The following is a 14,275-nucleotide window of genomic DNA, read 5'->3' as shown; positions in this document are numbered from 1 at the left end:
GTCAGAGGTCCTGTCCGGCCAGCAGCCGGTCCGCGATCTCCTCGATCCGCTCGCGCAGCCCCTCCTGGCTCCTGCCGCCGTCGAGCCGCTCACCGCCGATGACGTACGTCGGCGTCCCGGTCACCCCGATCGCCTTGCCCTCGGCCTGGTCCGCGTCGACCACCAGGATGTGCCGCCCGTCGATCAGGGCGGTGTCGACCTCGTCGGCGTCCAGACCCAGCTCACGTGCGGTCTCGACCAGGACGGCCTCGCCCCGGCGCTCCAGCTCCTCGACCCGGCCGAGCACGGTCTCCGCGTACTCCCAGCCCCGGCCCTGCTCCCACGCCTCCTCGGCGGCCTGGGCGGCGGCGAAGGCGTGCTTGTGCTTCTCCAGCGGGAAGTGCCGCAGCCGGATCTCCAGCCGGTCGCCGTACCGGGCCCGCAGGGCGCGGAGGTCGTCCAGGGCGGTTCGGCAGTCGGCGCACTGCAGCTCGCACCACACGTCGAGGACGGGGGCGGAGAAGCGGGCGGGGGAGGAGTCGTTCATGGGCGACAGTCTTCCAGCCGGTGCCCGGCACCACCCAATCCGGTCCCGCGCACCGGACCCTCCACCGCGGCCCGGAGATCCCTTACGTGTGTGCCGACCGGCACCTGCGGAGGAGCCGTGACCCGGAGATGTCCCTGATGTCCGCCCCGGGCATGGCCGCTCGGGGTGCGGCGGGTGCAGGATGGAAGGGACGAAGTCGCTCGCGACCGCACGCACGCTGCTCTGGAGGACCGGATGATTGCCGAGACCGTCTGCTCCGCCGTCGCCGCGGCGGGCCTGGGCATCGCGGTGGTCACGGCCTACCGCAAGCGCTACCTCACCGCGACCCGCATCGCCGCGTACGCGCTGGTGCCGCTCGGTCTGGTGCTGACCGGCGTCGTCGAGTGGCTCGCGGACACCGCCTTCAGCCCGACGGCATGGGTCGGCTTCGGCCTGCTGGGCCTGTCCTGGGTGCTGTTCGCCACGACCCGCACCGTGGAGCGCCGGCGGGGCGGCGCCCGCAAGGAGCGCAAGGCGGCACAGGAGACGGCCGCCCCCGCGGCCACGGCACCGGGCGCCTCCGCGCCCGCCCTCGGACAGGCGCCGTCCCGGGGGCAGAGCCCCGCGCCCCGGCGGCAGACGCCGGCCGCCCAGGGGGACGACGACTTCAGCGACATCGAGGCCATCCTCAAGAAGCACGGCATATGACCGCCTGGGACCGCATGCGTCACAGGGGGTCCCGGACCGCTCGGAAATGATCACGCTCTGACCGGTAGACCGCGCTTTCCGCGTGCGCGTGTGTGGTGCCCGAGTGTTGATCGCCTCGTGCCCGTCCGATGCGTCATCATCGCGGCGAGATGCTGGACACGACACAGAGCGATGCCGCGCCGCAGCAGGGCGAGCCGCGCGGATGCCTCTTCGCCCTATCCCAGCCACCGCTGATGATCTTCCTGGCGGTGATCGGGTGTCTGCTTCTCACGGCCGCCTTGCACGACCTGCTGTGGCTGTGAGCCGTACCCGCGGTTCCCCGGCGTCACCCGTCGGGACCGCGTCGGCCCGGCATCTGCGGTGACGCTCCGTGGCGGCCGGGGCCGGTCAGCCGGCCGCCTCCTTGCGGCGCGCCCGGTAGGCGGCCACGTGCAGCCGGTTGCCGCAGGTGCGGCTGTCGCAGTAGCGGCGCGAGCGGTTGCGGGAGAGGTCGACGAAGGCGTGTCTGCAGTCCGGCGCCTCGCAGCGGCGCAGACGCTCCTGCTCGCCGGCGACCACGAAGAACGCCAGCGCCATGCCGCAGTCGGCGGCCAGGTGATCGGCCACGGAGGCGCCGGGGGCGAAGTAGTGCACGTGCCAGTCGTAGCCGTCGTGGTCGGTGAGCCGGGGCGTGGTGCCGGCGGCCGCGATCAGCTCGTTGATCATCGTGGCGGCGCTGCGGGCGTCGGGGGCGGCGAACACCGCGGCGAACCGCGCCCGGATCCTGCGCACCGCGGCCAGGTCGAACTCGGTGAGCGCCCCGACCTCACTGACCTCGTGGTCCCGCACGAACGCATCGAGGGCCGGGACGTCCGGCAGTCCGTCCGGTGTCCCGTCGTCCTCCGGTGCGGTGTTCACCAGATCCACCACGGTGTTCAGCGCGCACCGGGTGTCATGGGTGATCAACACGATTCGCTCCCTGGCCTGGGGTCGGGCGGGCGCCCGCCGATGGTGGCCGATGGTAGTGGCTCCGGCGCGCCCCGCACCTCCCTGCTCCCCACATGGCTTCGAATTGAGCGCGGAACGAGACCCGGGGGTTCCCGGGCCTCGCGAGCACGCGGCCGGGCCGCACCCTCCGCGCGCCCACACCCGGCCCGGGGCGGCCCTGACAGGCCACCGCGCCCACCCACGCGTCGGACCCCGGACGGGCTGCGCGCGCCCCGTTCTCCCGGCGCCCCACGCCTCCGGCCCAGACCCGGCGTGCGCACCCGTTTCCCATCGCCCACGCACGCGGCCCCGAGCCGGCGTGCACGCTCCTCGAACACGTCCACGCCCGGCCCCGAACGGGCGGGCGCATGCTCGACTCCGAGCAGCACCGCCCCATGCCTCCGGCGCTTCACGCCCGTCCCCCGCCTTTGGAGCCGCACGGACGTGCGCAGACCCCTGCGTTCGCGCACCCAGCCCAGATCGACGGTCGGTCCCGCTTCCAGGCGCGCCCCCAGCACCCCTCGATCAGGTGCAGACGCGTCTCGGCGCGCGCTCACCCCGCCCCGGCGCACACCCGGTGCCGGGCACCCCCGGGGCCACGCGTCGGCCCCGACCCAGGCGCCCGCCCCGCCGCCGGACGTGCCCGTGCTCCCTCACCCCTTCACACGCCCGCGCCCCGCACAGCACACCGGCGCCGAGCCGCGGCGACCCGCGGCGTCGGCGCCGGTGTGTGTGAGCCGTATGCGGCTGCATCCCGTATGCGGCTGTCCGGGCCCGAGCCGTCACCCCGAGTCGACGGCGCCGGGCGGCTTCGCGGGCCTCGCCTAGCTTTCCGCCAGGATGTGCGAGAGCTCCTGATCGAGGTCGAAGTGCCGGTGTTCCGTGCCGGGCGGCACGGCGGCGTCGGTGCGCTTCAGGAAGGACTCCAGAGCCCGTGCCGGGGCCTCCAGCAGGGCCTCGCCCTCCGGAGAGCTCAGGGCGATGCACACGACGCCCTGACCATGACTGCGCGACGGCCAGACGCGGACGTCGCCGGTGCCCGTGGGGCGGTGAAGTCCCTCGGCGAGGAGGTCGCGGGCGAACACCCACTCGACGGTTTCCTCGGCTCCGGTGTGGAAGGTGGCGTGCACGGCGTAGGGGTCGGCCGTGTCGTACCGCAGGCCTGCGGGGACAGGCAGGGAGGACTCGCTCGACACAACGAGGCGCAGGTGCAGCTCGCAGCTGACCGTGGTGTTCATAAGCGCCAGGGCCTTTCGCTCAGTGTGCGCTCGGGGATTCGCACGTCGGCGAAATCGACATGCCACCTACGGTGCCGTTGTAAACCCCTCTGCGTGTTTTGCGTGGGATTACGTAACTCTTCCGGCCGAGAGATCGTTCGGACTCCGCGCCCGTTCCGGTGACGTCTTCGGCTCCGGTAGTGTTGGGCTGCATGAACACGGGGAGTAACACGTCCGGCGAGGCCGTGACCGCGGCCCACGGGGTGACGGTGGACGAGAGCGAGCGTCAGGACGAGCGGGGGCTCGGGTCGAGGGCGCCCGAATTCGTGAAGGCGCGGCGCGCGCTGCATCTGAGCTGGCAGGTGGGGGTCTTCGTCGTCGGCCTGGCCGTGGTGGTGGCCGGGGCCCTGATGCTGGTGCTGCCCGGCCCGGGGTGGGTCGTGATCTTCGGCGGCATGGCGGTCTGGGCGACCGAGTTCGTCTGGGCCCAGCTGGTGCTGCGCTGGACCAAGCGCAAGGTCACGGAGGCCGCCCAGCGGGCGCTGGACCCCAAGGTGCGGCGCCGCAACATCATTCTGACCTCGGTCGGCCTGGTGATCGTGGCCGCGCTGGCCGGCTTCTACCTGTGGAAGTTCGGTCTGCAGATGCCCTGGAAGATCAAGGACCAGTGACGGGCGCCGAGGGCCGGGCCGCCCGGCTCCCCGTGGTCACGGGCACCCCCTGACATGGGGTAATGTTCTTCCTGCGCCCGGGCGATTAGCTCAGTGGGAGAGCGCTTCGTTCACACCGAAGAGGTCACTGGTTCGAACCCAGTATCGCCCACCGGGTCAAGCGGTCCGGCTCACCAACAGTGAGCCGGACCGCTTCGTCGTTGCGAGAAGGCGTTCCCGCCTCGGCCTCCACGCCGTTCCGCTTCGCTCGTGTTCACCCGACCGTGACCTTCCGCGTGGCCCGCCGCGGCCGTCGCCGCGTTGTTCGGCCGGTCGGTCGCAGGCGCGGGACCTGCCGTTTTCCCTGCCGGCCCGGATCTTCGCCGGACGCGCCCGCCGTCATGCCCCCGCGAGGATCCGCCGTCAATTCCTGTCCGAATCATTGACGCGCTCATGAGGGCTCGGGCCCTGTGTTGGCGAGCGCTTGCTTGAAACCATTCATGAGTGGCCGGGGACGTCGCGAGGAGCCCTGTAGGCAGCAGGGCAAGGGTGGGGAGGGGCGGACGGTCCTCAAGGCGGCGGGGTCTCGCTCGCCGTCACGGGGCCCGGCGCGACGGCGACCGCCTGCGGTGGCGGAAGCGGTTCCGGAAGCGGAACCGTGACGATCCGTTATGCCTGGTGGGGTGCCGAGGGCCGGGCGCAGCGCATCGACAAGACCGCCGATCTCTTGAGAAGAAGTACCCGAAGACCAAGGTCAAGACCGTCTTCCAGCCGTACACGGATTTCTGGAGGAAGTCCGACACGCAGACTTCCAGCGGGAATCCGCCGGACGTCTTCCAGAATGTCAGCGGATTCCTCCGTGAATACGATGCGAAGGATGTGCTCCTCGACCTCCACGCGCAGGTGAAGGCCGGCGACCTGCGCATGGAGGGCTCCCGGGCGGGCCGGACCGGCGACAGCGGCATGTACCTCTACGACCTGTACCTGCGTCAGAACGGCACGGCGTTCCTCACCGAGAACGATCTCGGTTCCACCGAGGTGGATCTGACACGGTGGTGGACGAAGGAGGAGGGCGTGAGGTCCGGCCTCTTCGCCGACCCCAAGAAGGTGGCGCAGGTCATGCCCGGGCCGACGCTCCCCGCCGCACTCGCGGGCGGCGAGTTCGCCTGGGACAGCTTCACCGTCCGCCACACCCCCGAGGGCAGGAGCGAGTACGGACTCGCGCCCGTCCCCGCCACCGGCGGCAGGCGGACCGGCCAGTTCCTCCGCCCGCTGACGCTCAGCACCCAACGACACCGCCCTCCACGGACTCGCCGCCGTCGGGAACCTCGCACTCCTGGGGGACCGCATGCCGTGACGCACGAGCCGGGCGCGGACGGGCACACTCCGTACATGGACCGGAACCATTACCGCTTCCGCAGTGTGTGGACCCTGTCCGCGCCCGCCGTGACCGTCTACGGCGCACTGGAGCGCATCGAGGACTACCCCCGGTGGTGGCCGCAGGTGCGGGAGGTCGCCCGCCTCGACGACACCACCGGCATCGTCACGATCCGCTCCGTGCTCCCGTACGACCTGACCTTCACCCTGCACGAGGGGCGGCGGGACCGGGAGAGCGGCGTGCTGGAGGCAGGATTGTCCGGCGACATCGACGGCTGGGCGCGCTGGACCGTCACCGATCTGGGCGCCCACGGCTGCCTCGCCCACTACGAGCAGGAGGTCGACGCCCGGGCGCGGCTGCTGCGCCTGCTGGCCGTGCCCGGACGACCCCTCTTCCGCGCCAACCACGCGCTGATGCTGCGGGCCGGCCGGCGCGGACTGGCGGCGCACCTGCGAGCGGTTTGAAGGAAGCGTCCCCGGACCTGTATGGTTCAGTGCGTTCCCGGGCGATTAGCTCAGTGGGAGAGCGCTTCGTTCACACCGAAGAGGTCACTGGTTCGAACCCAGTATCGCCCACGCTCGGAAGAGCGACGTGTGTCCGTTGTACAACGGACCACGTCGCTCTTTTTGGTGTTGTGCGCGGCGAAGGCGTCGTCGCGAGCCCGATCCCCCAGGTCAGGCGGCTGCCGGCAGGTCCGGACGCAAGGGCCAGGCCGGATCGACGACCTCCTCCGTGCCGGTGCGCTGGAACCACGCCTGCAGGCCCCGCGCCTGCGCCGCGTGCCACACCGCCTGCAAGGTGTGCAGCTCACCGGGGGACAGCCGCTCCAGCCGGGACGCGAACCGGCGGCCCACCGCCCGGGTGACCTCCAGCGCGGCCGCCGCGTCCGCCGCCGCTTCGTGCGCCTCCTCCAGCTCCACCTCGTAGTGCGCGCACAGACCGGCCAGCGTGCGGCGGCCCTCGCGGTAGCGGTCCAGATGCTTGTCCAGCACCCGCGGGTCCAGCACCAGCAGCGGCGTCCGCTCGAACCAGCGGGCCAGCGACGACGCCCGGTGCCGGCGCAACTCCCGGTCCAGCAGCGTCAGATCGAACGGTGCGTTCATCACCACCACCGGCCGGCCCACGGCCGCCTGCTCCGCCAGCGCCTGCGCCACCTCGTACATCACCGGCGCGGGCCAGCGGCCGTTGCGCCGCAGGTGCTCCTCCGTCAGCCCGTGCACCTCGGTCGCGGCGGCCGGCACCGGCACGCCCGGGTTCACCAGCCAGCGGGTCGTCCGCGGTCGGGCGCCCGGGGCGTCCTGGACGACGAGGGCGGCCGACACGATCCGGTCGTTCTCGACGTCCACGCCCGTGGTCTCCGTGTCGAAGGCGGCCAGCGGCCCCTCGTACCAGCACGTCATACCCACCAACCCCTCGCTCACCAGCAGCAGTCGACGTACCGCGCACTGCTCTGACCGGTGATACCCGGACCGTTCGCGCACTACTCCGGGGGCAGTTCAGCGACCCGCACGGGGATCCGGCTGTTCCGGACGGCAGTTGGCCGTGGCCGCCGTGCAGCCCGAACGGGCGGGCCGCGACCGGAGCGCGCACCCGCCGCCCGCGGGCACACGGTCCCGGTCGCGGGCGACGGTGCGGCTGCGGGTGTCCGCGGGCGCACCATGCCGCCGTCTCCGCGTCGCGCCCGGTGGAGACGATCACCGGACCGCCGGACACGCGCTCCTCGTGGGCCCGCCGGCGCGGATGCGCGGGCGGCTTCGGCGAGGCCCGCGGCCCGGCCCGCGACGGCTGATTTCGCCTCGACCGGTCCCGGGTCGGTACGATCGCACCCATGCGTGCGCTCCGGTATGGCGCCGCGACCACAGCCTTCAGTCAGGAGAGACCGGTGTCAGACGTCCGTGTGATCATCCAACGCGATTCCGAGCGGGAAGAACGCGTGGTGACGACGGGCACTACGGCCGCCGAGCTCTTCACCGGCGAGCGTTCCGTCATCGCCGCACGCGTGGCCGGAGAGCTCAAGGACCTCTCGTACGAGGTCAGGGACGGCGAGACCGTCGAGGGCGTCGAGATCTCCTCCGAGGACGGCCTCGACATCCTGCGCCACTCCACCGCGCACGTGATGGCCCAGGCCGTGCAGGAGCTGTTCCCCGAGGCCAAGCTCGGCATCGGCCCGCCGGTGCGGGACGGCTTCTACTACGACTTCGACGTGGAGAAGCCCTTCACGCCCGAGGATCTCAAGGCCATCGAGAAGAAGATGCAGGAGATCCAGAAGCGCGGCCAGCGCTTCTCCCGCCGCGTGGTGACCGACGAGGCCGCCCGCGAGGAGCTCGCCGACGAGCCGTACAAGCTGGAGCTGATCGGCCTCAAGGGCGCCGCCTCGTCCGAGGACGGCGCGGACGTCGAGGTCGGCGCCGGTGAGCTGACGATCTACGACAACCTGGACGCCAAGACCGGCGAGCTGTGCTGGAAGGACCTCTGCCGGGGCCCCCACCTGCCCACCACCCGGAACATCCCGGCGTTCAAGCTGATGCGCAACGCAGCCGCCTACTGGCGCGGCAGCGAGAAGAACCCGATGCTCCAGCGCATCTACGGCACCGCCTGGCCCTCCAAGGAGGAGCTGAAGGCGCACCTGGAGTTCCTCGCCGAGGCCGAGAAGCGCGACCACCGCAAGCTCGGCAGCGAGCTCGACCTGTTCTCCATCCCGGAGCAGATCGGCTCCGGCCTCGCCGTCTTCCACCCCAAGGGCGGCATCGTCCGCCGGGTCATGGAGGACTACTCGCGGCGCCGCCACGAGGAGGAGGGCTACGAGTTCGTCTACACCCCGCACGCGACGAAGGGGAAGCTCTTCGAGACCTCGGGCCACCTGGACTGGTACGCCGACGGCATGTACCCGCCCATGCAGCTCGACGAGGGCGTGGACTACTACCTCAAGCCCATGAACTGCCCGATGCACAACCTGATCTTCGACGCGCGCGGCCGCTCCTACCGCGAACTGCCCTTGAGGTTGTTCGAGTTCGGCACCGTGTACCGGTACGAGAAGTCGGGCGTCGTGCACGGCCTGACCCGTGCCCGCGGCTTCACCCAGGACGACGCGCACATCTACTGCACCCGCGAGCAGATGTCCGAGGAGCTCGACAAGACCCTCACCTTCGTCCTGAACCTGCTGCGCGACTACGGCCTGACCGACTTCTACCTGGAGCTGTCCACCAAGGACCCGGAGAAGTTCGTCGGCTCCGACGAGGCCTGGGAGGAGGCGACCGAGACGCTGCGCCAGGTCGCCGAGAAGCAGAACCTGGAACTGGTGGCGGACCCGGGCGGCGCGGCTTTCTACGGTCCGAAGATCTCCGTCCAGGCGCGCGACGCGATCGGCCGCACCTGGCAGATGTCGACCATCCAGCTCGACTTCAACCTGCCGGAGCGTTTCGACCTGGAGTACACGGCCGCGGACGGCTCCAAGACGCGTCCGGTCATGATCCACCGCGCGCTGTTCGGCTCCATCGAGCGGTTCTTCGCGGTGCTCCTCGAGCACTACGCGGGCGCCTTCCCGGCGTGGCTCGCCCCGGTCCAGGCGGTGGGCATCCCGGTCGGTGACGCTCACGTGCAGTACCTGGAGGAGTTCGCGGGCGAGGCACGGCGCAAGGGTCTGCGCGTCGAGGTGGACTCCTCCTCGGACCGGATGCAGAAGAAGATCCGCACGCAGCAGAAGCAGAAGGTCCCGTTCATGATCATCGTCGGTGACGAGGACATGCACGCGGGCACGGTGTCGTTCCGCTACCGCGACGGTTCGCAGGAGAACGGCATCCCGCGCGACCAGGCGCTGGCGAAGCTCGTTGACGTGGTGGAGCGCCGGATCCAGGTGTGACCTGCTCCCCGCGCAAGCAGGGGCGGTCCGGACGCGATCGGTCGGACGTGGCATATGCCGACCTGATCCCCGCGACGCGGGGCTCGGCCCCCGGGAGCGATCCCGGGGGCCTTTTTGCCGCCGCCCCGTGGTCACGCCATATGCTGCACGCATGACGAGTGAGCCGGAGCAGCAGTTGGGAGTGGGGACGCAGGACGCGTTCCAGCGTCTGTGGACGCCTCACCGGATGGCCTACATCCAGGGCGAGAACAAGCCGAGCGGCCCCGGCGACGGCTGCCCCTTCTGTTCCCTGCCGGCCGAGTCCGACGAGGACGGGCTGATCCTGCGCCGCGGCGAGCTGGTGTACGCGGTGCTCAACCTGTACCCGTACACCGGCGGCCATCTGATGACCGTGCCGTACCGGCACGTGGCCGACTACACCGAGCTGACCGTGGAGGAGACGGCGGAGCTCGCCGTGCTCACCCAGCAGGCGATGACGGCGCTGCGCACGGCGTCGGGCGCCCACGGCTTCAACATCGGCATGAACCAGGGCACGGTCGCGGGCGCGGGCATCGCCGCCCACCTGCACCAGCACGTCGTCCCGCGCTGGGGCGGCGACACCAACTTCATGCCGGTCATCGGCCACACCAAGGTGCTGCCGCAGCTGCTGGGCGACACCCGCAAGATGCTGGCGGAGGCCTGGCCGGCGGCCTGACGCCCGGCCACGGGGCGGGGCCCGTCCCGCGCACCCCGCCCGTCCTCGCCTACGCGTCGTACAGGTCGGCCTTGCTCGGTGTCGCGTCCTGCACCGCCGTGGACAGGGACGAGGAGCGGGAGCCGAACTTCTCGGTGTTCACGCCGTTCTCCTCCAGCACCTTGAGCGCCGCGGAGTGCACCACGCGCAGCACCGGCGTCGCCGCCCGCAGCGCGTCGTCCGCCATGAACCGGTGCCGCCAGGGCTTGTCCGCCCAGGCATGACGCAGACCGAACGGCTCGGGCAGACTCAGCTTGCCGCCGAGCCAGTACAGCAGCGGCGGGTAGTTGGTCAGCGGCGCGCGGGCGGCGAGCCGCACCACCTCGTCCGAGTCGACCAGCGGGAGCTTGACCTTCCGGGTCTCCCAGAACTTGATCGACTTCTGGACCTCCTTCTCCTTGGCCGCCGGCTTGGTGGTGAACAGCGAGTGCACCGGTCCCAGGGCGTGCCCGGTGACCTCGATGCGCAGCGTCTCGTGCAGCACGGTCACCGTGATCAGCATCGTGATCACCAGCTGGCCGTCCCACAGGGTCCACTGCACGCCCAGGTAGTGCCGGTCGCCCGCGCCGAACTGCTGCTTGTTGCAGATCTCCTGCACGGCGTGCGGCTTCACCTGGTACGCCTCGACGTCCGTGCCCTCGGGCCGGGACACCGACGTGGCGTTCTCCCCGATGGGCGTGACGATCCAGTGGCGTATCGACGGCTTGGGGAAGCCGCCCGTGTTCAGCGGGCCGCGCTCCAGCATGCGGAGCCGGTCGTGGATGGCCTTGATGACGTCCCAGCTGCGGAACGGGTGGATCTCCCGGCCGGGGTCGGCCGGCACCAGGTCCTCGGCGAGCTGCCAGCTGCCCCAGCGCGTGCCCATGCCGAGGATGCCCTTGGGACCGGCGTAGAAGGCGGAGTTGGACTGCTGCTCGGCGCTCAGCCGGGCCAGTGACTGGCGGAGCTGCTCGGCCGCCGTCTCGCCGGGGCTGCTCGGCACCGTCTCGGGCACCTTGGCGCCGATGCTGCCGCCGGACAGCAGGCTCTCCCAGCGCTCCCGCAGGTCATGGGCGGTCCGCTCGCAGATCCGCTTGGCCCAGAACCAGCCCAGCACCGGGGCCACCACACACGCGCGCGCGTACCAGCCCCAGAAGCCGTCGAACGGCATGCGCAGCAGGAACAGCACGGCGAGGGCGCCGACGCCCACCAGCAGGGTGGTGGCGAGCGCGCCGGCCCGCTTGTCCTCACGCTTGGCCATCGTCGTGCGGATCTGGAACACCAGCAGCCACACGAGCAGGCCGGGCAGGAACAGCAGCCCGCACAGGACCATCACGGCGGTCAGCCAGTTGTCGCGCTCCCGGCGGATGCGGTGCGCCGCCAGCGCGTGCTCGACCACCACCTGGGGCTGGGTGCCGAAGGACTGGATGAGCGGGGCGCGGCCGGAGCCCAGCATCCGGTCGATGATCGCCCGGGAGAACGCCTCGCCCAGATTGGGCCGGAACAGCTTGACGCGCGGCTTGCCGACCGCCGACTTGTGCCACTCGTTGTTGGCCTTGAGTATCTCCTCGGCCTCGTTGTCCCGGTAGGCCGCCGAGGCCAGTGCGAGGGTGGGTGTCTGGCCCTCGTCGCCCGTGCGCGGTACCTGCGGACCGAAGAAATCCGCGAAACCGCTCTCACCGGTCATTCCCGCCCCCGATCGCCGCGACTGTCGTCTTGCGGCCTTCCCGACTTCCGTACTGCGCACACCTGTTGATCAGGTGTTCAGCGTATAGGCAGCCACCGCCGTCCGCCGGGGGCCGTTCCAAGCCGTTCTCCGGTACGGGGGAGGCGATACGGAGCGAACCGGGAGCGTGACCGCGCACACAGGGGCGTCCGCCGGAGCGACCGGCGGACGCCCGGCGTGTCACGAGGCCGCGTGCGCCTCCCCCTTGACCCGTTCCGCGACCTGCGGCGGCATGGGTTCGTGCCGGACGTAGCGGCGGCTGAAACGGGCGGTGCCGTGCGACAGCGACCGCAGGTCGACGGCGTACCGGCCGATCTCGATCTCCGGCACCTCCGCCCGGATCAGCGTGCGTCCGCCGGGCGACTGCTCGGTGCCCAGCACTCGGCCGCGCCGGCCGGACAGGTCGCTCATCACGGCGCCCACGTAGTCGTCGCCGACCAGCACGGACACCTCGGCCACCGGCTCCAGCAGGAGGATCCCCGCGTCCGCGGCGGCCTCCCGCAGGGCCAGCGCGCCCGCCGTCTGGAACGCGGCGTCGGAGGAGTCCACCGAGTGCGCCTTGCCGTCCAGCAGGGTCACCCGCACGTCGATGAGCGGGTGCCCGGTGGCGACTCCCTTCAGGGCCTGAGCCCTTATGCCCTTCTCCACCGAGGGGATGAACTGCCGGGGCACGGCGCCGCCGACCACCTTGTCCACGAACTCGATGCCCGAGCCGTTCGGCAGCGGCTCCACCTCGATCTCGCAGATCGCGAACTGCCCGTGCCCGCCGGACTGCTTGACGTGCCGGCCGCGCCCGGAGGCCGGGCCGCCGAACGTCTCCCGCAGCGACACCCGGTGCGGCACCACGTCGACCTGCACGCCGTACCGGCTGCGCAGCCGCTCCAGCGCCACGTCCGCGTGCGCCTCGCCCAGACACCACAGCACCACCTGGTGGGTGTCCTGGTTCTGCTCCAGCCGCATCGTCGGGTCCTCGGCCACCAGCCGCGCCAGCCCCTGGGACAGCTTGTCCTCGTCGGCCTTGCCGTGCGCCTCGATGGCCAGCGGCAGCAGCGGGTCCGGCATCTCCCAGGGCTCCATGACCAGCGGGTCGTCCTTCGCGGACAGGGTGTCGCCGGTCTCCGCGCGGGAGAGCTTCGCCACGCACGCCAGATCGCCCGCGATGACGTGCGACACCGGCCGCTGCAGCTTGCCGAACGGCGTGGACAGGGCGCCGACCCGTTCGTCGACGTCGTGGTCCTCGTGGCCCCGGTCGGTCAGGCCGTGCCCGCAGACGTGCACGGTCTGGTCGGCGCGCAGCGTCCCGGAGAAGACCCGCACCAGCGAGAGCCGCCCCACGTAGGGGTCGGAGGAGGTCTTCACGACCTCCGCGACCAGCGGGGCGTCCGGGTCGCACGGTTTCAGCTCGCGCGGCCTGCCGTCCGGCGTGGTCACCTGCGGGGTGCCGTGCTCCAGCGGGGTCGGGAAGCCGTTCGTGACCAGGTCGAGCAGTTCCACCGTGCCGAGCCCCTGGCGGGCGCCGGGGGCGGCGGGCGCGGCGGCCAGGACGGGGAAGAAGACGCCGCGCGCCACCGCCCGCTCCGCGTCGTCGATCAGCGTCTCGACGTCGACGTCCTCACCGCCGAGGTAGCGGTCCATGAGGGTCTCGTCCTCGCTCTCGGAGATGATCCCCTCGATCAGCCGGCCGCGTGCCTCCTCGATCAGGGGCACCTGGTCCCCGACCGGCTCGGACGCCACGCGCTCACCGCTGGAGTAGTCGAACAGCTTCCGCGTCAGCAGCCCGATCAGGCCGGTCACGGGCGCGTGCCCGTCGGGCCCCTCCGGGCCGCGCAGCGGCAGGTACAGCGGCAGCACCGCGTCCGGGTCGTCCCCGCCGAAGGTCTCCGCGCAGACGCGGGTCATCTCCTCGAAGTCGGCGCGGGCCGCCTCCAGGTGCGTGACGACGATGGCGCGCGGCATGCCGACCGCCGCGCACTCGTCCCACACCATGCGGGTCGGACCGTCCACGCCGTCCGCGGCGGAGACGACGAAGAGGGCCGCGTCCGCCGCTCGCAGACCGGCCCTGAGCTCCCCGACGAAGTCGGCGTAGCCGGGGGTGTCCAGGAGGTTGACCTTGATGCCGTTCCATTCCACCGGCACCAGGGAGAGCTGCACCGAACGCTGCTGCCGGTGCTCGATGTCGTCGTAGTCGGAGACGGTGCCGCCGTCCTCCACGCGGCCCGCCCGGTTCACCGCCCCCGCGGTCAGCGCGAGGGCCTCCACCAGAGTCGTCTTGCCCGATCCGGAGTGGCCGACCAGCACCACGTTCCGTACGGACGTGGGACGGTCGGCCGCCTGTGCCCTGCCGGCGGCCCCGGGGTGTGTGTGCGCCTTGTCGCCCATGATCCTGCCTCCCGTGCACGGTGAGGTCACTGTGGGCGCGGACCCGTGGAACCCTTCCCCGGACCCCGTCCGGGGGCATCGCCTGCGGTGCGGCTCCGGCGGCGCCCGCGGTTCTTCGAGCTTTCCACTCCTGTCACGGCCCGTCCATACGAAGGACGTGCTCCCCGCCGCGGCC

At 71.6% G+C, this 14,275-nt stretch carries 12 protein-coding genes, 2 tRNA genes and 1 pseudogene; 9 read left to right on the top strand and 6 right to left on the bottom strand.

Features of this window, described 5'->3' with window-relative positions; all coding sequences use genetic code 11:
• Window position 1: 1 nt before the first annotated feature.
• Window positions 2-526, bottom strand: coding sequence for a DsbA family protein (locus ACWH4W_RS27040; RefSeq protein ID WP_473078439.1), 525 nt, complete (start codon window positions 524-526; stop codon window positions 2-4).
• Window positions 527-760: 234 nt separating this feature from the next.
• Here ACWH4W_RS27040 and ACWH4W_RS27035 point away from each other — a divergent pair, with 234 nt between their 5' ends.
• Window positions 761-1,213, top strand: a complete 453-nt coding sequence (locus tag ACWH4W_RS27035; RefSeq protein ID WP_473078438.1) for a hypothetical protein — start codon at window positions 761-763, stop codon at window positions 1,211-1,213.
• 149 nt (window positions 1,214-1,362) lie between these two features.
• On the top strand, window positions 1,363-1,515 hold the full coding sequence (locus ACWH4W_RS27030) for a hypothetical protein (protein ID WP_190004184.1): 153 nt from the start codon (window positions 1,363-1,365) through the stop codon (window positions 1,513-1,515).
• A gap of 85 nt (window positions 1,516-1,600) precedes the next feature.
• On the opposite strand, the gene ACWH4W_RS27025 is transcribed toward ACWH4W_RS27030, so the two are convergent.
• On the bottom strand, window positions 1,601-2,161 hold the full coding sequence (locus tag ACWH4W_RS27025; RefSeq protein WP_473078437.1) for a CGNR zinc finger domain-containing protein: 561 nt from the start codon (window positions 2,159-2,161) through the stop codon (window positions 1,601-1,603).
• 842 nt (window positions 2,162-3,003) lie between these two features.
• Complete coding sequence (locus ACWH4W_RS27020) at window positions 3,004-3,417, bottom strand: SsgA family sporulation/cell division regulator (protein ID WP_004002642.1); 414 nt, start codon at window positions 3,415-3,417, stop codon at window positions 3,004-3,006.
• A gap of 191 nt (window positions 3,418-3,608) precedes the next feature.
• Here ACWH4W_RS27020 and ACWH4W_RS27015 point away from each other — a divergent pair, with 191 nt between their 5' ends.
• The 5 genes and pseudogenes from ACWH4W_RS27015 (at window position 3,609) to ACWH4W_RS26995 (ending at window position 5,999) form a co-directional block, all read left to right on the top strand.
• A complete protein-coding gene (locus ACWH4W_RS27015) occupies window positions 3,609-4,067 on the top strand; it encodes a TIGR02611 family protein (RefSeq protein WP_473078436.1) in 459 nt (152 codons plus the stop codon).
• 79 nt (window positions 4,068-4,146) lie between these two features.
• Window positions 4,147-4,218 (top strand) — tRNA-Val (locus tag ACWH4W_RS27010).
• Window positions 4,219-4,546: 328 nt separating this feature from the next.
• Window positions 4,547-5,330 (top strand): annotated as a pseudogene (locus tag ACWH4W_RS27005) (extracellular solute-binding protein); the annotation flags it as partial.
• A 108-nt stretch (window positions 5,331-5,438) separates the two neighbouring features.
• The gene (locus ACWH4W_RS27000; protein WP_473079274.1) at window positions 5,439-5,888 is read left to right on the top strand and encodes an SRPBCC family protein; all 450 of its coding nucleotides are present in this window, start codon (window positions 5,439-5,441) and stop codon (window positions 5,886-5,888) included.
• Between the two features lie 39 nt (window positions 5,889-5,927).
• A tRNA-Val gene (locus ACWH4W_RS26995) sits at window positions 5,928-5,999 on the top strand.
• A 99-nt stretch (window positions 6,000-6,098) separates the two neighbouring features.
• Here the strand turns inward: ACWH4W_RS26995 and ACWH4W_RS26990 are convergent.
• The gene (locus ACWH4W_RS26990; RefSeq protein ID WP_473079273.1) at window positions 6,099-6,824 is read right to left on the bottom strand and encodes an exonuclease domain-containing protein; all 726 of its coding nucleotides are present in this window, start codon (window positions 6,822-6,824) and stop codon (window positions 6,099-6,101) included.
• Window positions 6,825-7,306: 482 nt separating this feature from the next.
• On the opposite strand from ACWH4W_RS26990, the gene thrS reads away from it, so the two are divergent.
• Window positions 7,307-9,283 carry a threonine--tRNA ligase gene (thrS, locus tag ACWH4W_RS26985; protein ID WP_473078435.1) on the top strand — a complete coding sequence of 659 codons (1,977 nt, stop codon included), beginning with the start codon at window positions 7,307-7,309 and terminating at the stop codon, window positions 9,281-9,283.
• Window positions 9,284-9,434: 151 nt separating this feature from the next.
• Window positions 9,435-9,977, top strand: a complete 543-nt coding sequence (locus tag ACWH4W_RS26980; RefSeq protein WP_473078434.1) for an HIT family protein — start codon at window positions 9,435-9,437, stop codon at window positions 9,975-9,977.
• A gap of 49 nt (window positions 9,978-10,026) precedes the next feature.
• On the opposite strand, the gene ACWH4W_RS26975 is transcribed toward ACWH4W_RS26980, so the two are convergent.
• Complete coding sequence (locus ACWH4W_RS26975) at window positions 10,027-11,682, bottom strand: hypothetical protein (protein WP_473078433.1); 1,656 nt, start codon at window positions 11,680-11,682, stop codon at window positions 10,027-10,029.
• 219 nt (window positions 11,683-11,901) lie between these two features.
• Window positions 11,902-14,100 (bottom strand): elongation factor G-like protein EF-G2, encoded by a 2,199-nt coding sequence (locus ACWH4W_RS26970; protein ID WP_473078432.1) that lies wholly within the window; start codon window positions 14,098-14,100, stop codon window positions 11,902-11,904.
• Window positions 14,101-14,275 lie beyond the last annotated feature (175 nt).

Source organism: Streptomyces sp. DSM 120436 (assembly GCF_055778765.1).
This window is presented reverse-complemented; position numbering and strand designations above follow the sequence as displayed.